This window comes from Chlorogloea sp. CCALA 695 (genome assembly GCF_003003885.1).
Classification (GTDB): domain Bacteria; phylum Cyanobacteriota; class Cyanobacteriia; order Cyanobacteriales; family Chroococcidiopsidaceae; genus Aliterella.
Genome location: NZ_PVWN01000021.1, coordinates 32,759 through 51,834, shown reverse-complemented (window position 1 = coordinate 51,834; position 19,076 = coordinate 32,759). Strand labels below are relative to the sequence as shown.

Annotated in this window: 13 protein-coding genes; 8 read left to right on the top strand and 5 right to left on the bottom strand. The window is 42.6% G+C overall.

Annotation, left to right across the window (positions count from 1 at the left end):
* The first annotated feature begins 17 nt into the window (after positions 1–17).
* The 3 genes from C7B70_RS28335 to C7B70_RS12875 all read left to right on the top strand — a co-directional run bounded on the left by C7B70_RS28335 (position 18) and on the right by C7B70_RS12875 (position 6,713).
* A complete protein-coding gene (locus C7B70_RS28335; RefSeq protein WP_106369439.1) occupies positions 18–1,886 on the top strand; it encodes a DNA-directed RNA polymerase subunit gamma in 1,869 nt (622 codons plus the stop codon).
* A gap of 56 nt (positions 1,887–1,942) precedes the next feature.
* Positions 1,943–5,974 (top strand): DNA-directed RNA polymerase subunit beta', encoded by a 4,032-nt coding sequence (locus tag C7B70_RS12880; protein ID WP_199192243.1) that lies wholly within the window; start codon positions 1,943–1,945, stop codon positions 5,972–5,974.
* Between the two features lie 136 nt (positions 5,975–6,110).
* The gene (locus C7B70_RS12875) at positions 6,111–6,713 is read left to right on the top strand and encodes a tetratricopeptide repeat protein (protein ID WP_106369437.1); all 603 of its coding nucleotides are present in this window, start codon (positions 6,111–6,113) and stop codon (positions 6,711–6,713) included.
* An 80-nt stretch (positions 6,714–6,793) separates the two neighbouring features.
* Here C7B70_RS12875 and C7B70_RS12870 read toward each other — a convergent pair whose 3' ends face one another.
* Entirely contained in the window at positions 6,794–8,110 is a 1,317-nt protein-coding gene (locus C7B70_RS12870) for a GIY-YIG nuclease family protein (protein ID WP_106369436.1), read from the bottom strand.
* A 184-nt stretch (positions 8,111–8,294) separates the two neighbouring features.
* Between C7B70_RS12870 and deoC the strand changes: the two genes are divergently transcribed.
* The 4 genes from deoC to C7B70_RS12850 all read left to right on the top strand — a co-directional run bounded on the left by deoC (position 8,295) and on the right by C7B70_RS12850 (position 12,738).
* Positions 8,295–8,972, top strand: coding sequence for a deoxyribose-phosphate aldolase (deoC, locus tag C7B70_RS12865; RefSeq protein ID WP_106369435.1), 678 nt, complete (start codon positions 8,295–8,297; stop codon positions 8,970–8,972).
* Between the two features lie 59 nt (positions 8,973–9,031).
* Positions 9,032–9,931 (top strand): DNA repair protein RecO, encoded by a 900-nt coding sequence (recO, locus tag C7B70_RS12860; RefSeq protein ID WP_106369434.1) that lies wholly within the window; start codon positions 9,032–9,034, stop codon positions 9,929–9,931.
* A gap of 230 nt (positions 9,932–10,161) precedes the next feature.
* Positions 10,162–11,514 (top strand): MFS transporter, encoded by a 1,353-nt coding sequence (locus tag C7B70_RS12855; protein WP_199192241.1) that lies wholly within the window; start codon positions 10,162–10,164, stop codon positions 11,512–11,514.
* Between the two features lie 84 nt (positions 11,515–11,598).
* Positions 11,599–12,738 carry a glycosyltransferase family 4 protein gene (locus C7B70_RS12850; protein WP_106369432.1) on the top strand — a complete coding sequence of 380 codons (1,140 nt, stop codon included), beginning with the start codon at positions 11,599–11,601 and terminating at the stop codon, positions 12,736–12,738.
* 39 nt (positions 12,739–12,777) lie between these two features.
* Here C7B70_RS12850 and C7B70_RS12845 read toward each other — a convergent pair whose 3' ends face one another.
* The 4 genes from C7B70_RS12845 to C7B70_RS12830 form a co-directional block, all read right to left on the bottom strand.
* The gene (locus C7B70_RS12845) at positions 12,778–13,545 is read right to left on the bottom strand and encodes a peptidase (RefSeq protein ID WP_106369431.1); all 768 of its coding nucleotides are present in this window, start codon (positions 13,543–13,545) and stop codon (positions 12,778–12,780) included.
* 3 nt (positions 13,546–13,548) lie between these two features.
* A complete protein-coding gene (secG, locus tag C7B70_RS12840; protein WP_009634152.1) occupies positions 13,549–13,782 on the bottom strand; it encodes a preprotein translocase subunit SecG in 234 nt (77 codons plus the stop codon).
* A 95-nt stretch (positions 13,783–13,877) separates the two neighbouring features.
* Positions 13,878–15,473, bottom strand: coding sequence for a 2,3-bisphosphoglycerate-independent phosphoglycerate mutase (gene gpmI / locus C7B70_RS12835; protein WP_106369430.1), 1,596 nt, complete (start codon positions 15,471–15,473; stop codon positions 13,878–13,880).
* Between the two features lie 157 nt (positions 15,474–15,630).
* Complete coding sequence (locus C7B70_RS12830) at positions 15,631–17,316, bottom strand: ABC-F family ATP-binding cassette domain-containing protein (protein WP_106369429.1); 1,686 nt, start codon at positions 17,314–17,316, stop codon at positions 15,631–15,633.
* A gap of 300 nt (positions 17,317–17,616) precedes the next feature.
* Here C7B70_RS12830 and C7B70_RS12825 point away from each other — a divergent pair, with 300 nt between their 5' ends.
* A complete protein-coding gene (locus tag C7B70_RS12825) occupies positions 17,617–19,047 on the top strand; it encodes a form I ribulose bisphosphate carboxylase large subunit (protein WP_106369428.1) in 1,431 nt (476 codons plus the stop codon).
* The last annotated feature ends 29 nt before the right edge of the window (positions 19,048–19,076 follow it).

Genomic DNA, 19,076 nt, shown 5'->3' with positions numbered 1-19,076 from the left:
CCATCCTTACTTAACTTATGAGAACGCCACAAATCACGCAATTTGATTACGTCAAAATTGGCATCGCCTCCCCAGAGAGAATTAGGCAGTGGGGAGAACGAACCCTACCTAATGGTCAAACAGTAGGAGAAGTTACAAAGCCAGAAACTATTAACTACCGTACTCTAAAGCCAGAAATGGATGGCTTATTTTGTGAACGGATTTTTGGCCCGGCTAAAGACTGGGAATGTCATTGCGGTAAGTATAAGAGAGTTAGACATCGCGGTATTGTTTGCGAACGCTGTGGAGTGGAAGTAACTGAAGCTAGAGTTCGCCGCCATCGCATGGGTTTTATTAAGCTTGCCGCCCCTGTCGCTCACGTTTGGTATCTTAAAGGGATACCTAGCTATATTGCGATTTTGCTAGATATGCCTTTACGGGATGTGGAGCAAATTGTTTACTTCAATGCTTACGTGGTTCTATCCCCAGGCAATGCTGATACTCTCGCTTATAAGCAATTACTGACAGAAGATCAGTGGTTAGAAATAGAAGACCAACTTTATAGCGAAGAATCGGAACTAAGTGGAGTTGAAGTAGGTATCGGCGCGGAAGCTTTGGCGCGGCTGTTATCAGATATTAAATTAGAAGCTGAAGCGGAAAGCTTACGCGAAGAGATTGCTAATGCCAAAGGGCAAAAACGCGCCAAGTTAATTAAGCGTCTACGAGTAATTGACAACTTTGTTGCTACAGGTTCATTGCCCGAATCAATGGTAATGAAGGTAATTCCCGTCATCCCGCCAGATTTGCGCCCTATGGTACAGCTAGACGGCGGACGTTTTGCAACTAGCGACTTAAACGATCTTTATCGCCGAGTGATTAACCGGAATAACCGTTTAGCCAGATTGCAAGAAATCTTAGCACCAGAAATTATCGTTCGCAACGAAAAAAGGATGTTGCAAGAAGCGGTGGACGCTTTAATTGACAACGGGAGACGCGGACGGACGGTAGTAGGCGCAAACAACCGCCCCTTAAAGTCTTTGTCAGACATTATTGAAGGCAAACAAGGTCGTTTTCGCCAAAACTTACTCGGAAAACGGGTAGATTATTCTGGGCGATCGGTAATTGTTGTCGGGCCAAAGCTGAAAATTCATCAGTGTGGTTTGCCTAGAGAAATGGCAATTGAGCTATTTCAACCCTTTGTGATTCATCGGCTGATTCGCAGCAATGTAGTTAACAATATTAAAGCTGCCAAAAAGCTAATTTCTCGCGGCGATCCTAGCGTCTGGGGTGTTTTAGAAGAAGTAATTGAAGGACATCCTGTATTGCTTAACCGCGCTCCTACTTTGCATAGATTGGGAATTCAAGCTTTTGAACCAATTTTAGTAGAAGGTCGGGCGATTCAACTGCACCCCTTAGTATGTCCGGCTTTTAACGCTGATTTCGATGGCGACCAAATGGCGGTACATATTCCCTTGTCGTTGGAAAGTCAAGCAGAGGCACGGCTACTGATGTTGGCTTCTAATAATATCTTGTCTCCGGCAACAGGCAGACCGATTGTAACTCCAAGTCAAGATATGGTGTTGGGTTGCTATTACTTAACGGCAGAAAATCCCAATAGTAATGATGGGGGAGTTCGCTATTTTGCTTCTTTAGACGACGCAATCATGGCTTACGAACAAAAGCAGGTACATATCCATGCCAAAGTTTGGGTTCGCTTTGATGGCTTAGTAGACTCGGACGATGACGGCGTAGAAAAGGTTGAAAAGCAGAGTGATGGGACGCGGGTGATTACAAACAATAATATCCGCCGTCGTGAAAACTCCGACGGAGAACTAATTTCTCAGTTTGTGCGTACTACTCCCGGCAGGATTATCTACAACAAAACCATTCAAGAAGTATTGCAGTAAATCTGACAGCTAGTTGACTAACATAAGGGAAAGCAAAAATGGCAGACGGCAAAGAAATGATTTTTCGCAATCGCGTGGTAGATAAAGGTCAACTCAAAAAGTTGATCGCCTGGGCGTTTACGCACTATGGCACTGCCAAAACCGCCGCGATCGCCGACCGATTAAAAGATTTGGGTTTTCGTTACGCTACAGTAGCCGGAATCTCAATTAGCGTGGACGACTTGAAGGTTCCCCCTACCAAAAAACTGCTTTTAGAAGCAGCAGAAACGGAAATTTTAGCGACCGAGGAACGCTATACGCGCGGCGAAATTACCGAAGTAGAACGCTTCCAAAAGGTAATTGATACTTGGAATAGTACCTCGGAATCCCTTAAAGATGAGGTGGTGGAGCATTTTAAAGCTACAGACCCCCTCAATTCTGTGTACATGATGGCGTTTTCTGGTGCGAGAGGAAATATCTCTCAAGTCCGCCAGCTAGTAGGAATGCGGGGTTTGATGGCTGATCCCCAGGGAGAAATTATCGACCAACCGATTAAAACAAACTTTAGAGAAGGGTTGACGGTAACAGAGTACATTATTTCTTCTTACGGAGCTAGAAAAGGGCTTGTAGATACAGCGTTAAGAACGGCGGATTCTGGTTATTTAACTCGCCGCTTGGTAGACGTAGCTCAAGATGTGATCGTGCGCGAGTTAGATTGTGGTACGACACGGGGAATTATGGTGCGTCCAATGGTGGAAAACGATCGCATTATGATTCCTTTAAGTTCGCGCTTGTTGGGGAGAGTACCTTTAAATGACGTAGTTCACCCTAAAACAAAAGCCGTAATTTGTCCCAAAAATCAGTCAATGTGTGACGAGACGGCGATCGCCATTCAAAAAGCTGGGGTAGAAGAAGTAATGGTGCGGAGTCCTCTAACTTGCGAAGCGGCGCGATCGGTGTGTCAGCACTGCTACGGTTGGAGTCTGGCTCATGCCAAGCTAGTAGACTTAGGGGAAGCAGTGGGAATTATTGCCGCCCAAAGTATCGGCGAACCTGGAACCCAGTTAACAATGCGGACATTCCACACTGGGGGCGTATTTACTGGAGAGGTAGCGCGTCAAGTCCGCAGCGAAGAAAAAGGCACGATTCGGATTCCCAAAAAGCTGCGGACAAGACCTTTTAGAACTCGTCACGGTGAAGAGGCTTTATTTGTAGAAGCTAATGGCGACTTGATGTTAGAAGCAAGTGGCGGCAAACCTGTGACTATTCCTGTAACCCAAGGTTCAACCATCTATATTGTGGATGGTCAAGAAGTCAAAGCTGATCAATTGCTCGCTGAAGTTGCGATCGGTAGCCGCACAAACCGCGCTCACACCGAAAAAGCAACCAAAGACGTATCTTCAGACTTGGCGGGAGAAGTCAAGTTTGCCGAATTAGTACCAGAAGAAAAAACCGATAGACAAGGCAATACGACGACCACCGCGACTAGAGGCGGCTTGATTTGGATTTTGTCGGGAGAAGTGTATAACTTGCCCCCAGGAGCCGAACCTAGCGTAGTTAATGGCGATCGCGTGGATGAAAATAGCGTCTTGGCTGAAGCAAAAATTCATACTCTCCACGGCGGGATCGTGCGATCGGCTGCCGAAACTCCAGATTCGGGTCATAGCTCCCGTGAAATTGAAATTATCACAGCGTCCGTAGTGCTAGACACTGCCACTGTGCGCGTAGAGCAATCTTCTCGTCAAGGCGACCACTACATCATTGAAACCAATCATGGGGCAATGTTTTCGCTTCTAGCCACCCCAGGAACGAAAGTTCAAACAGGTCAAGTAGTCGCAGAATTAATTTCTGAAGAATACCGCACTAATACTGGAGGTTTGATTAAATACTCTGGAATTGAAACTGCCAAAAAAGGTAAAGGCAAACAAGGCTACGAAGTAGTTAAAGGTGGAACAATTCTCTGGATTCCTGAAGAAACCCACGAAGTTAATAAAGACATTTCTTTATTGCTAGTTGAAGATGCCCAGTATGTAGAAGCAGGAACAGAAGTTGTTAAAGATATTTTCTGCGAAACCAACGGCGTAGTAGAAGTAACTCAGAAAAACGACATTTTGCGCGAACTGGTGATCAAGCCCGGCGAGTTGCTGATGCTAGATGACCCAGAATCAGTATTAAACCGCGATGGCACTTTTACTCAACCAGGAGAGGAGTTGATTCCGGGCTATATTGCTTCTGATTTGCGCTACATCGAATACATAGAGTCATCCTCTAACGGCCCAGCTTTATTACTTCGTCCTGTTACCGAGTTTTCCGTCCCCGATTCTCCCTCAGTTCCCAGTACAAAATCAAGCACTGGCGAAGGGCGCTCGATTGAACTAAGGGCAGTTAGTCGCTTGCCTTACAAAGATTCTGAGCGCGTGAAATCTGTAGAGGGAGTCGAACTATTGCGAACTCAGTTAGTGCTAGAAATGGATCAAACCCATTCGGCGGAATATACTGGCGGTTCTCCCATCGTGGCAGATATCGAACTTGTAACAGATGCGGTAAATTCTGAAGTCAAACGCCTGCAATTAGTGATTTTAGAATCATTAATTATTCGCAAGGACATTCCCGCCGATGTTACTCAAGGCAGCACCAGTACCAAATTTAATGTAGTTGAAGGGCAAGAAATTCTCCCCAAAGCTGTAGTAGCAAAAACGGAAGTTTTGTGCAAAGAGTCTGGGATTGTGCGTGGTGTCAGAGAAGGCGCGGAAGCGATTCGCCGCATCTTGATTCTTAGAGAAAAGGATTGTTTCACCATAGTTACAAATGAAAAGCCCCGCTTTAAAGTGGGTAGTTTGTTAATTGCTGGTAGTGAAATCGCTCCGGGTGTATTTACAGAAGAATCCGCTCAAGTCATTGAAATTGCTGCCCAAGGCAAACAAGAAACCGCTCAAGGCAACAATCAACTCTCCACGAACACTTATAAAGTTACTCTCCGCATCGCTCGCCCTTACCGGGTTAGCCCTGGAGCAATGTTGCAGGTAGATGATGCGGGATTAGTTCAACGGGGAGACAACTTAGTATTGCTAGTATTTGAGCGGACTAAGACTGGGGATATTATTCAGGGATTGCCAAGAATTGAGGAGCTATTAGAGGCACGGAAGCCCAAAGAAGCTTGTATTCTAGCTGTTAGACCGGGAACTGTAGAACTAACTAGGGTAGAAGACGAAACCCATGCCATTAAGGTAATTGAAGATAACGGTACGATTACTGATTATCCTCTAGGGCCTGGACAAAACCCTGTAGTTTCTGATGGTTCGGTAGTAGATGTAGGAATGCAGCTAACCGACGGACCAGCCAATCCTCACGAAATTTTGGAAGTGTTCTTTAACTACTATTCCGCTCAAAAAGATGCTACCCCATCCACTAAGGCTTTGCAGAAAGTGCAGAACTTCTTGGTAAACGAGGTGCAGTTGGTTTATCAATCCCAAGGAATTGATATTGCTGATAAGCATATTGAGACTATTGTGCGGCAGATGACAGCTAAGGTGCGGGTAGATGATGGTGGAGACACGACAATTTTACCTGGAGAGTTGATTGAGCTACGTCAAATCGAACAGGTGAATGTAGCAATGAGTATTACGGGGGGCGCTTTAGCTCAATACACGCCAATGTTATTGGGGATTACTAAGGCTTCGCTCAATACTGATAGCTTCATTTCTGCGGCATCTTTCCAAGAAACTACTAGGGTACTAACCGAAGCTGCTATTGAAGGGAAATCTGACTGGCTGCGTGGTTTGAAGGAAAACGTTATTATTGGGCGCTTGATTCCTGCGGGTACGGGCTTCAATGCTTACGAGGAGCCATTGTCGGTTTCTGAGGAACCAACTTTAGAGGCTAGTAGCGTATTTGAAGAAGGCGACGATCCTTTAGACGTAGTGTTAGACGATCGCACGGCCCGCGCTTATAGCTTTGAAAGCGGCTTGGGAGAAGGGTTTAACTTTGATCGCGGTGCGACGGTTGCTCCAGAGGAGGAGGAACTGGTTGATGATGAAATAGACGACTTAGAGGACGATGACGACGAAGATGATGATGATGATGATGATTTTGAAGATGATGACGAATAAATTTTAAGTTATCTTCTAACTTAAGGAGCCTAGCGATCGCTAGGCTTTTTTACTTACAACCTGCTATCTACAACGATCGCTCCATAATGAGGGCAAATTGCCTACAATGTTCTAATAGTTTATTATCAAAATCTTTATGCAAAAAAATATTGTGGCAGTAATATTAAGCATAATGAGTACAGCTATACTAGCTCCACCGATATTTGCTTCAGAGTCAATACCTGTAGCAATTAAACAAAGTTCTCAACTTGAAGCTAAAAAAATCCAAGCAGCCCAAGCCTACAACGAGCGTGGTGTCACTTTAGCAGAACAGGGAAAATTTAACAGTGCGATCGCAGCTTTTAATCAAGCTATCAAAATTTATCCCACTTTTGAAAATGCCCACAACAATTTAGGACTGGCTTTGAGCAGTCAAAATCAATTTGCCCAAGCTGTTACAGCGTTTAAACAAGCAATAGCTATTAATCCCCAAAACTTAGAAACTTACAATAATTTAGGCATTGCTTTAGGTAGTCAAGGCAATTTTGTCGAAGCAATTAGCGTATTCAACCTTGCAGTTCAGATTAACCCCAGCGAACCAACTTCTCATCAAAACTTAGGTGTAGCGTTTTGGAGTCAAGGTAAAGTACCCGAAGCTGTCGCCTCTTTACAAAGAGCAAAAAAACTCTACTTATCGCAAAATAAGCTTACAGAAGTACAGCAGGTAGAAACGATTATGCAACAAGTGCGATCGCGTTAGTAGCTATATATCTTAGCTAATGTTAATTATGTTACACAGCCTTATAAATCGTAGATAAGTTACAAGGCTGTATAGTTTGTTTAGACTTTGTTGGTTTGGAGCAGTGATGATAATGAATTATGCTGTAACCACGCACATAGTTTTATCCTTGCTCCATCTTCCGGTTTTGACTTGTATTCACCACTTTCCATCTCTTGTAAAAGCTTGCCAGCAAAATGTGACTTGGCATTTTTCATTAGGTCTTCAAACATCGTTAGTGGTAGCAGTATACTCTCTACTTCTACATCATCCTCATTAAATACAATGGTTTCAAGCCTAAATCTATAACCAGACCATCTAATAGTAGGCAATGTATCTACGAATCTTTTGAAGTTTGTTACTAAGTTGTTACGCTCTGGATCTTTCTGATTTTGTGATATCCACCAGTAAACGTTATGTCTAACAAAGTGCTTCCCATTTTCGTTAGTACATACTTCTACTTCTACGCCGTCTACATCCAAAAACTGGCGATTCATTTCTCTAACTTCACCTTCAGGCATAGGTTCTAATTCTTCCCAGGGTTCAACTTCAACAACGCTCTTATTATTCCCATTACTAGCCGGAAGTTTATCAATAAACTTCATTGGTATAGGATCTTCCTCTACAGCTTCTAATCCTGGAGAGTCTTCTTTAATCTCTGGTACACTTTCTATAATTGTCTCTAGCTGCAAGACACTAAGAGCCATGAACGTTACTCCTGCAATAGTTTTACGAGTTGCGTCTTGCATTATATTAACTAAGCCTTCACTGGGACTCAAATCTATTTTTATACCATTGTATTCAGTTTCCCAGAATCCGAATTTGCCAAAAGATTTAGGTTCTGTATGATACTCTTTCCATTTCAACGAACTAGCTTTTTTGTTAATGTTGCGTAACGCAACTCTTACACTCCCTGACAGTCCTCGTTTACCGTAAACGGGATAATTCAAATATATAGTCGGCTTTTCTTCCGCTATGGAATCAAATCCAAAAATTACAGTATTCAACTTTGCTAATTGCTGGAGACTTTGTTGCAGCGCTGTCTCAACAGGAGTAATTTTTCTTATAGGTTGTACTACTTTTGACCAATTTAGCGGCGGCTTATATAAGTTTATAAACTCATTTTCCAGCTTTGAGAGCGTACTAAGATCGTTACTACAATTCAACCAGCTAATACTAAGAAGATTCTTGCGATTAAACCTTTTTAACTGATTAAATCGATGATGATCTTTCCATCTAGCAACTAAGTTTACTGTTCTGCCAATATAAATAATTTGTCCATTACTGTCAGTTACAAAATATATAGCTGCACAGTTAGGTAATCTATTTTTATCTAATAAATGAACTGATGGTAAGTCAGCAATTGTAATTTTTGACAACGTAGTATGCTTAAATTATTCATAAAAATATTGTTTTTTGTATTTTGACAGCTTATTAAAACTATCGCTTATAACAATAAAAATCAATTTTAATGTATCTGAATCTTTACTCTGATAAGTTAAGATGTAATTTATGTAAAGTTTTCTGATAAAACTTAATAAGATAAACGTGTGAGGCGACCTAATGGCGGCAGATTATCCAGATATTGATATTGCTCCTTTAATCGATCACACCCTGCTAAACCCCTTGGCAACACCAGAGCAAATAGAAAAACTGTGTCAAGAAGCGGATAGATATCAGTTTGCGGCGGTTTGCATATATCCCTGTTATGTGCGTTTAGCCGTCGAATTACTCCAAAGGAAGAATCCTAAAGTATGTACGGTTATCGGCTTTCCTAGCGGTGCAAATACCTCCGCTACCAAGCTCTACGAAGCGCGAGAAGCGGTAGAAAATGGGGCAACAGAACTTGATGTAGTAATCAATTTAGGCTGGCTCAGAATGGGCAAAACTGAAGAAGTACACCGAGAAATTGCCCAAATATGTGAAGAAACTGGAGTCACAGTTAAGGCAATATTAGAAACTAACCTACTGACGGATGCAGAAAAGCGCATTGCTGCGGAACTATGTATGGATGCAGGCGTAACATTTTTGAAAACAAGTACAGGCTGGAATGGCGGAGCAACGGTAGCCGATGTAACGTCGCTTTACGAACTAGCAAAAGAGCGCGTAGGAATTAAAGCGTCGGGGGGGATTATCAAAATTGAGCAAGCTTTGGATTTAGTAGTAGCTGGTGCAACTCGCTTAGGTACATCTCGCGGTGTCGATTTACTACGTCAACGCGATACTGTGGAGAAAGACTAAGTTTAAAATCGTTTACTTAACAAAAAAATTAGCCTCCACCCACTGCTATTAGCTAACTAATGAGTCGAACTTATAAAGCAACTGGAATTAATCTTAAAAGTATGCCGCTAGGTGAAGCCGATCGCCTGGTTACAGTTTTGACGCAAGAATATGGTTTGATTCGAGCCATAGCACCAGGGGCGCGTAAGCAAAATTCTAGCTTAGGCGGTAGAAGCAGTTTGTTTGTAGTGAACGAGTTATTGATTGCTAAAGGGCGATCGCTTGATAAAATTACTCAAGCTGAAACGATTACAACTTACCCTCGTCTTAGCCGCGATTTGGGCAAGTTAGCCGCGTGTCAATACCTAGCAGAAATGGTATTGTGTCAAGCTTTGAGCGAACAACCTCAAGTAGAATTGTTTTGCCTATTTAACGAACATTTGAAAAGACTAGAGCAATTGCCTAGCAATGGCGAGTTTTTGGTTTTGGCTTATTTGTGTCAAGCAGTTTTTCACTTGCTCACGATCGCTGGAATTACCCCGCAAGTTCAACAATGCCAATTGACCCATGAAACTATTATTCCTGACTCTAGCCTTCGCACAACCGAGCAAGTGGGGTTTAGTATAGCTGCTGGAGGGATAATTAGTATAGATGCTTGGGAAAGCTTGCGATCGCAAAACCTAGCTGCAATTTCCCCCCGCGCCAAGCCAGTAACAACTAGCTTGGTAAAAGAAACGGAGACACATTACCGCACAAATCCAGCACTACCACAATTAAATGCTCGTTTTAGTAGTCACGAACTCTCTTTAATGCAGCAATTAGCAGATACCGAGCTAAGTCAAGTAGAACAATCTAATCCTAGCTGGCTATCGATTGAAAAGATTTTACGTCAATACGTTGAGTACAATTTTGATCGCCCAATTCGTTCGGCTGCCTTAATTGATAGTTATTTTGCTCCTATTTGCGTCCCAAAAGTATGACTCAAAAGCCCGATTCAAATACAAAAATAATTTCCTCTAATCATAAATCTATTACCGATTCATCTTTTAAATCTAAAAAGTCCCAGTCAAAGACATTTAATAAAAAATCTCAAAAAATGCCCTCATCTAACTCCACTTTTGAGCAAAAAAATAATCGCGTGTCAGACGACAAAAAGCTTACAGTTGAACAGTTAAACCTAAATAAAGGTGCAGAGGCAATAGACCCGCCGATGGATAATAGCTCATCCTACATTGCGCCGCAATCATTCGCCGAGCAAGAGCCTGGTTTTCTCCCCGTTTTAAAAAATCGTAACTTTTTAACCCTGTGGAGTGGTCAGGTTTTTTCGCAATTAGCCGATAAAGTTTATTTAGTGCTGATGATTGCAATTATTTCTAGCCGCTTTCAAGCCAGCGATCAAAGTATTAGCGGCTGGGTATCGGCGATTATGATGGCATTTACTATCCCCGCCGTGCTATTTGGTTCTGTAGCTGGGGTATTTGTTGATCGCTGGTCGAAAAAAACTGTTTTAGTATCAACAAATATCTTGCGTGGCATTTTAGTATTATCGATTCCAGTATTGCTGTGGATAACTCAAGACTGGAAAGCAATTGCCGGATTGCCTGTAGGCTTTGGAATTTTACTCCTGCTATCGTTTTTAATTTCTACCTTGACACAGTTTTTTGCTCCCGCCGAACAAGCGGCAATTCCCTTAGTTGTAGAAGAAAAGCATTTATTATCGGCTAATTCTTTATACACCACAACCATGATGGCTTTGGTAATTGTCGGGTTTGCAGTGGGGGAACCGTTACTTGCTTTTGCCGATACTATTACAAATCAAATCGGGGTAGGAGTGGGAATTGGCAAAGAATTAGTCGTAGGTGGTAGTTATGCGATCGCCGGAATACTGTTATTACTGCTAAAAACTGGTGAAAAAGAGCCGAAACCCGAACAGGAACAAAACCACGTTTTTGAAGATTTACGCGACGGTTTCCGCTATTTAGGCGAAAATAAACGCATTCGTAATGCTTTAATTCAACTTGTAATTTTATTCTCAATTTTTGCCGCCTTAGCAGTTTTAGCGGTGAGAATGGCGGAAATTATCCCCGGCTTAAAATCATCCCAATTTGGCTTTTTACTAGCAGCAGGGGGCGTAGGAGTTGCCGCCGGAGCTACTCTTTTGGGGCAATACGGGCAGAGTTTTTCTCATGTCCGATTGAGTTTGTACGGCTCTACTGGGATGGCGATTTGCTTAATTACTTTATCTATATTTACTAAAGAACTGTGGATTATTTTAACGGCACTCACCCTGTTAGGGGTGTTTTCGTCGTTGGTGTCTATTCCCATGCAAACAACCATTCAACAAGAAACTCCGCCTCAAATGCGGGGTAAAGTCTTTGGGTTGCAAAATAATGTAGTAAATATTGCTCTGAGTTTACCTCTAGCTTTAGCTGGAGTAGCCGAGACAATGATTGGATTGCAAGCAGTTTTTTCAATTTTGGCAGCAATTGCGATCGCAGGAGGCATCTTAACCTGGTATATTTGCCGTACAGAAGCAGAAAATTTACCACATTTAGATAGATAATTTCTATTGAATGCTTGTAAATAACTGAAATTTGGCGATCTTACGTGCGATCGCTAAAGTTTTTAAACTCAAAGTGCTTAAAGAATGCATATTGCTTGGCTTGGAAAAAAAACCCCTTTTTGTGGCAATGTCACTTACGGTAGAGAAATTACTAATGCTCTTTTAGACCGAGGACACCAAGTAAGTTTTCTTCATTTTGCCCAAGAAGACGCTATTAGGGATACCGATTCTGACTGCGCGGAATTTTCGTTACCGTTTCTCTACAAATCTCAGGTTTATACAATTCCCTCTTTTAAATCGAGTAAAGTTTTAAGCGACTTTCTGCGTCAGCTAAAGCCGGATTTGGTTCATGCTTCGCTAACTTTATCGCCCTTGGATTTTCTTTTACCAGAAATCTGCGCCGAACTAAATTTACCGCTAGTTTCTACTTTTCATACACCCTTTGCAGGTAAAGGAGCAAAGTTTAAATCGGGAACCCAACTTTTAGCCTACCAACTCTACGCGCCGTTTTTAGTTAACTACGATCGCACGATTGTTTTTTCCCAAGTACAGCGAGAAGTTTTAGCACGTTTGGGCGTACCTGCAAACAATGTAGCGGTAATTCCTAACGGCGTAGATGTGCAAAGATATTCTCCTGGTGCTTCGGCAATTAAAGCGGAGTTTAATGCTCAAACCTTATTTGTCTATCAAGGAAGACTAGCCGCAGAAAAGAACGTAGAGGCACTTTTAAGAGCTTGGAAGCAAGCCGAAATGAAGCCAGAGAGTAAACTATTGATTGTAGGGGATGGCCCTTTAACACCTTCTCTAAAGCCTTTTTACGGCTCCGAACATGGCATTATTTGGTTAGGATTTGTAGCCGACGAAAAGCGGCGAATTGAAATTCTTAGAGGCGCAGATGTATTTATCTTGCCTTCTTTAGTAGAAGGGTTATCCTTGTCCTTATTAGAAGCAATGGCTTGTGGGATTGCTTGTTTGGCAACCGATGTCGGCGCTGATGGGGAAGTATTAGAAGAAGTGGGGGTTTTATTAAATACTCGCCGCGTCGGATCGCAGTTGCAAACATTGTTACCATTATTTCAAGATCACCCTGAAATCGCACCAATGCTAGGCAAAAAAGCCCGACAAAGAGTGTTAGAGCGCTATACTCTCAACTACAACATTACGTGTTTAGAGCAGTTGTACACTCAAGTTTTACAGCAACGGCGAGTAAGGGTAGGAATATAAAAGTTTTAGCCTTTAATTGGCACAATTGTCATAATAGTTTTATTTGCTTTCTACCTTCCACCCTAAAAGGGTTGGCTGTTGATAAATTTGTTTGAGAGTATTGATATCTCTAGGGGAAATACGCGGCGGATTTGATACTTGGGAAAAATATAAAGCATCGCTAGCAACTAAACTATGCCCCCAAATTCCTAAAGCATGACCTAATTCATGCAAAGCGGCAGCTTTAATGTATTTGCTGGGCTGATTGGGACTTAATATAATTGTGCAACGGTGAGCTAAAACTGAAGCAGAGTTAGAAAAGAGCTTAATATATAATTCATACTGAGTTAAAGCTGATCGCGCCCGTAATACTTTCGTTCCTAGAGGCGGAGTCTTAAACGATATCCTAACATCAGCGATATCTGGCTTTTCAACTACTTGCAAGGGTAAATAACTATTCCACTCTTTGACGGCGGCTTTTACCTGCAACCACGTTTCAACTTGAGTGTCATCTATATAAACTTTGATAGGAAACTGCGACCAAATTAAATAGCCAACTTCCGTTAACTTTACTCGATCAAAGTAGTCACCGCTATCTGTTAAATCTTGCCACTGATTTAAGCTAATTGGTAACGGATGGCTTTTAGTTGCAGCTAAAAAATTAACAGGTTTTGCCGCACTAAACTCCGTAGAAGTTAGAACTATCAATAACCCTGTAACAATAGCTACCCAAATTACTAATTGCGATCGCTTTAAGTGTTGCCAAGGTTGTACCCGTGCGATAACGCAAGCGCGCCCGGTTACGGGCTTCGCATTTCTCAACGGCATCAACTATCTAGGAATCCAGTTTGCACTTAAAACTAAAGACAATCCCAAAAAAATCACTGTTAGCGTCCAAGTAATTCTATTTAAGGTACTTTCGGCACTCTTGGTACTGCTAAACAATTGAGCTTGTCCGCCAATCGCGCCAATTCCATCACCTTTAGGACTATGAAGCAATACCAAAATCGTTAAACCTACCGCAGAGATTGACCAGATTGCTTCTACTATTTTATATAACGTCATTTAACAAGTTCCTAAACCAACAGTTTTTTCTGGCAACCTTTACTACTAGCTGCCAGCATTTCAAATTTTAACCTAATTGCGCTCGGCACACTCAACTACAAACTTAGTTCTACCGGAGTCCGAATTGCTGACAATTGATACTGAGATGGCTCTAACAAAGAACGCCCAGTCATTTCTACGGGTTGTGGTAGCTGTAAAATTTGTAAAATCGTGGGAGCAATATCACCTAGCGCTCCATCATTTCTTAGTTCTACTTCTGCGCCATAGCCGGGTATTTTTGCTTGTTCACCTTCAATCAAGATTAAAGGTACAGGGTTGGTAGTATGAGCCGTCCACGGGTTCCCTTCGTCATCAATCATAGTCTCGGCATTACCGTGATCGGCAGTAACGATCGCTGTTCCGCCCACTTTGCTGATACTTTCAAGCAATCTTCCCAAACAGCGATCCACCGTTTCTAATGCCTGAATTGTGGCGGGTATTTGTCCTGTATGCCCTACCATATCTGGGTTGGCGTAGTTGATCACAACTAAAGAATAGATGCGTTTTTTAATCGCGGTGGTGGCGATATCGGTTACTGCCTCGGCTGACATGGCCGGAGCGCGATCGTAAGTAGCTACCATTGGACTCATGACCAATTCTCGATCTTCCCCCTCTAATGGCTCCTCTAAGCCACCATTAAAAAAGTAAGTTACATGGGCATACTTTTCTGTTTCTGCGGTGCGAAACTGCTTTAAACCATGTTGGGCGATTACTTCCCCTAGGATATTGTTCAAGTTTTGCGGTTCAAAGGCAACTTTTACGGGCAAATCTGGCTCGTACTGTGTGAATGTAACAAACGATAAAGGCTTAATTTGCTGGCGATCAAAACCGTTAAATTCTTTATTTACCAATGCTTGAGTTAATTGTCTTGAGCGATCAGGGCGGAAGTTGAAAAATATTACCCCATCTCCTGATTCAATCGCTCCAGGGGCTACCCGCGTGGGCATAATAAATTCATCGGTGATGTTTTGGGCATAGGATGACTGGATTATATCTAATGCCGAACCGCCGATTTCTCCATTTCTCGTCATCACATCGTAGGCTTTTTGGACTCTATCCCAACGGCGATCGCGATCCATTGCGTAATAACGACCGCTAACCGTGACAATCTGCCCTACACCTATACTATCAATGTGTTTTTGAACTTTCTCAATAGCCTCTATCCCTTCGTTTGGACTTGTATCTCGTCCGTCTGTAATGGCGTGAATGCAAACATTACTAATTCCTTGAGCCTTAGCTAAGTCAAGCAATCCTAACAAATGGCTCAAATGAGAATGTACGCCGCCTTCGGAAGTTAGTCCGATTAAGTGCAGTTTGCTCTGGCGATCGCGTACTTCTGTACAAATTTTGACTAACGCCGGATTTTGCAACAGCGTTCCATCTTCCACCGCGTCTGAGATCCGCACCAATTCTTGGGGTACTACACGCCCAGCGCCAATATTTAGATGTCCCACTTCAGAGTTACCCATTTGTCCTTCTGGCAAGCCTACAGCCTTACCAGAGGTCTTAATTAAAGTGTGAGGATAGGCAGCCCAGAGGCTATCCATGACAGGAATTTTTGCGTTGGCGATCGCATTGCCATCCTTTTCCTCGCGGTAGCCCCACCCGTCTAGAATGACTAGCACCACGGGAGCGACAGGTGCTTGGGTCATAAGCCTATTGCCCTCTATTTAATAGTTTGAACTCACCGCAATAATACCATTGCTGGCAACTAATGTAACCAAATTTACTTGGTTTTTTTTGATGTTTTATTAGATTTTTAGTTCTTATCTCTTTTTGCTTGCTCAAAAATTTTAAAAATCTCTAAATTTATTTACGCTTCGACGAGGTTTTAGCAGCTTTTTTTGCCGCTTTTTCGGCGGCGGCTTTTTCTACCATTGCTTGCTCTTTTTCTTCAGCAATTTTATCTAAATAGTAATGATAATCCCCGCGATAGATGCGAAATTCGCCATCACGGATCTCTACTATTTTGTTTGCCACCTGAGAAATAAAGTAGCGATCATGAGAAACTATTACTACCGTACCATCATAGTTTTGGATTGCTTCTTCAAGCATTTCTTTAGCTGGAATGTCTAGGTGATTAGTTGGCTCATCTAAAATTAAGAAGTTAGCTGGGCGCAGCAACATTTTTGCCAAAGCTAAACGGGCTTTTTCTCCACCACTTAAAGCCCCTACTTGTTTATATACAGTGTCACCACTAAATAAAAATCTCCCTAAAATTGCTCTAACTTCTTCGTTAGTCCAATCAGGTACTTCGTCATGGATGGTTTCCATTACCGATTTTGCCAGATTTAGTGCTTCTGCTTGATTTTGTTCAAAGTAACCAGGTATAACATTGTGATCGCCTGTTTTTACTATGCCTTCAGTAGGAGGTTCTAAGCCCATTATTAACCGGAGCAAAGTAGATTTACCCGCACCATTAGGTCCTAAAAAAGCTATGCGATCGCCTCTTTCTATTAATAAGTTTGCGCCTAAAAATAATACTTTGTCATCATAAGTATGGGTAAGTTCCTCAATTGAGGCTATTTCTCTACCACTGCGCGGCGAAGGCGGAAAACGGAAATGTAAAGTCCTCATCCCCCCCGTAGGCGCTTCAACTCTTTCAACTTTATCTAGTTGTTTCTCACGGCTTTTTGCTTGGGTGCTACGAGTCGCACTAGCTCGGAATCTATCTACAAAGGCTTGTTGTTTCTCTAATTCTTTCTGCTGGCGTTCGTAGGCGCTTAATTGAGCTTCTTGAGCCTCATGTTTTTGTTGCAAGTAAGCTGAATAATTGCCCAAATAAGTAGCGGAAACTCCTCTTTCTGTTTCAACAACTTGGGTGCAAAGACGATCTAAAAATTCTCGGTCGTGAGACACAATTACCATTGGGGTCAGTAACTTTTTGAGATATATTTCTAACCACTCAATTGTCTCTAAGTCTAAGTGGTTTGTCGGCTCGTCTAGTAATAATAAGTCGGGCTTTTGCAGTAAAATTTTGCCCAAACTCATCCGCATTTGCCAGCCGCCACTAAAAGCACTAACTAGGCGATCGCCATCTGTAGCATCAAAGCCCATTTCTGGCAGTATTTTCTCGATTTGCGCCTCTAAATTGTACCCATCTAAAGCTTCAAATTTCCTTTGCAAGCGATCCATTTTATCGATCAACTTGTCTAACTGTTCGGGGTTGGCGCTTTCCATCGCCCGATGTACGTCTGATAAAGCTTGGTGTACTTGGTTTGCTTCATCGAAGGCTTGCCAAAATTCTTCTTTTACTGTCCGTGTTGGATCTACTTCAAATTCTTGGGTTAAATAAGCTATGTGCAAACTTGCAGGACGGACAATTTCGCCGCTAGTAGGTTCTATTTCTCCAGCAATGATTTTGAGTTGGGTAGATTTCCCTGCACCGTTAACGCCAACTAGCCCCGTGCGATCGCCTGGTTTGACTTCCCAGTTTACATCTTTGAGAACTTCGCCTGTAGGGTAAATCTTACTGATATGTTCTAGTCGCAGCATTAAAAATCTCCAAGAGAGGAAAGGCGATCGCACTTTAGTCGCATTAATCTTAACAAAATTTATTGACTAGAAGCAAAAGCTGCTCCTGTCTCCGATTAATTTCTTATAATCGCAACTTGGCATTTTTGGCAATAGGTATCTGTACTATTACCGTATATTTTCACAATAAGCAATAAATATAAAATATTCTTATGGTTACGTTGAGTAAATTAAAATTTTAACTTATCAAATTCTTGATATATTATGAAGCAGCTTGTAAAGCGAGCAAGTACCAGTGATCGACTTCTTTAGAAGAAAAATATGTCTTACTCCCAAACAAAAACTCAGACAAAAACTGGCTATCAAGCTGGTGTAAAAGATTACAGACTTACTTATTACACTCCTGATTACACGCCTAAAGATACAGATATTTTGGCGGCGTTTCGCATGACTCCCCAGCCTGGAGTACCCCCAGAAGAAGCAGGAGCAGCAGTAGCAGCCGAATCTTCTACAGGTACTTGGACAACGGTATGGACAGACTTGCTTACTGACCTCGATCGCTACAAAGGTCGTTGTTATGACATCGAACCCGTTGCTGGCGAAGACAATCAGTATATCTGTTACGTTGCCTATCCTTTAGACTTGTTTGAAGAAGGTTCTGTAACAAATATGTTGACCTCAATTGTAGGTAACGTATTTGGTTTCAAAGCATTACGGGCTTTGCGCCTTGAAGACCTCCGCATCCCTGTTGCTTACCTCAAAACTTTCCAAGGACCTCCTCATGGTATCCAAGTAGAGCGCGATAAACTCAACAAGTACGGTCGCCCCTTATTAGGATGCACGATCAAGCCGAAATTGGGCTTATCTGCCAAAAACTACGGACGGGCAGTTTATGAGTGTTTGCGTGGTGGTTTGGACTTCACCAAAGACGACGAAAACATCAACTCTGCACCATTCCAAAGATGGCGCGATCGCTTTTTGTTTGTAGCAGAAGCTATCCACAAAGCTCAAGCAGAAACCGGGGAAATCAAAGGTCACTACCTAAACGTTACCGCCCCCACCTGCGAACAGATGCTAGAACGGGCTGAGTACGCCAAAGAACTCAAAATGCCCATCGTCATGCACGACTACCTGACGGCGGGTTTTACAGCCAACACAACCTTGGCTCATTGGTGTCGTAAGAACGGTATCTTGCTACACATTCACCGTGCTATGCACGCCGTTATTGACCGTCAAAAAAATCACGGCATCCACTTCCGCGTTTTGGCAAAAACCCTCAGAATGTCTGGTGGAGATCACATCCACACCGGAACTGTTGTTGGTAAGCTAGAAGGCGAACGCGGCATCACGATGGGATTTGTTGACTTGTTGCGTGAAAACTACGTTGAGCAAGACAAATCTCGCGGTATTTACTTCACTCAAGACTGGGCTTCAATGCCTGGTGTAATGGCTGTTGCTTCTGGTGGTATCCACATTTGGCATATGCCCGCCTTACTAGAAATCTTCGGCGATGACTCCGTATTGCAGTTTGGTGGTGGAACCCTCGGACACCCTTGGGGTAACGCGCCTGGTGCTACTGCTAACCGCGTAGCTTTAGAAGCTTGCGTTCAAGCTCGTAACGAAGGACGCAGCCTAGCTCGTGAAGGTAATGATATTATCCGCGAAGCTTGTAAGTGGTCGCCTGAACTTGCTGTTGCTGCCGAACTATGGAAAGAAATCAAGTTCGAGTTCGAGGCAATGGATACAGTTTAATAAGTAAGTAGGTCGAAGTATGAGCTAGT

Coding starts and splice junctions, on each gene's coding strand:
- C7B70_RS28335 (WP_106369439.1), top strand. CDS start 18: ATGAGAACGCCACAAATCACGCAATTTGATTACGTCAAAATTGGCATC.
- C7B70_RS12880 (WP_199192243.1), top strand. CDS start 1,943: ATGATTTTTCGCAATCGCGTGGTAGATAAAGGTCAACTCAAAAAGTTG.
- C7B70_RS12875 (WP_106369437.1), top strand. CDS start 6,111: ATGCAAAAAAATATTGTGGCAGTAATATTAAGCATAATGAGTACAGCT.
- deoC (WP_106369435.1), top strand. CDS start 8,295: ATGGCGGCAGATTATCCAGATATTGATATTGCTCCTTTAATCGATCAC.
- recO (WP_106369434.1), top strand. CDS start 9,032: ATGAGTCGAACTTATAAAGCAACTGGAATTAATCTTAAAAGTATGCCG.
- C7B70_RS12855 (WP_199192241.1), top strand. CDS start 10,162: ATGGATAATAGCTCATCCTACATTGCGCCGCAATCATTCGCCGAGCAA.
- C7B70_RS12850 (WP_106369432.1), top strand. CDS start 11,599: ATGCATATTGCTTGGCTTGGAAAAAAAACCCCTTTTTGTGGCAATGTC.
- C7B70_RS12845 (WP_106369431.1), bottom strand. CDS start 13,545: ATGCCGTTGAGAAATGCGAAGCCCGTAACCGGGCGCGCTTGCGTTATC.
- secG (WP_009634152.1), bottom strand. CDS start 13,782: ATGACGTTATATAAAATAGTAGAAGCAATCTGGTCAATCTCTGCGGTA.
- gpmI (WP_106369430.1), bottom strand. CDS start 15,473: ATGACCCAAGCACCTGTCGCTCCCGTGGTGCTAGTCATTCTAGACGGG.
- C7B70_RS12830 (WP_106369429.1), bottom strand. CDS start 17,316: ATGCTGCGACTAGAACATATCAGTAAGATTTACCCTACAGGCGAAGTT.
- C7B70_RS12825 (WP_106369428.1), top strand. CDS start 17,617: ATGTCTTACTCCCAAACAAAAACTCAGACAAAAACTGGCTATCAAGCT.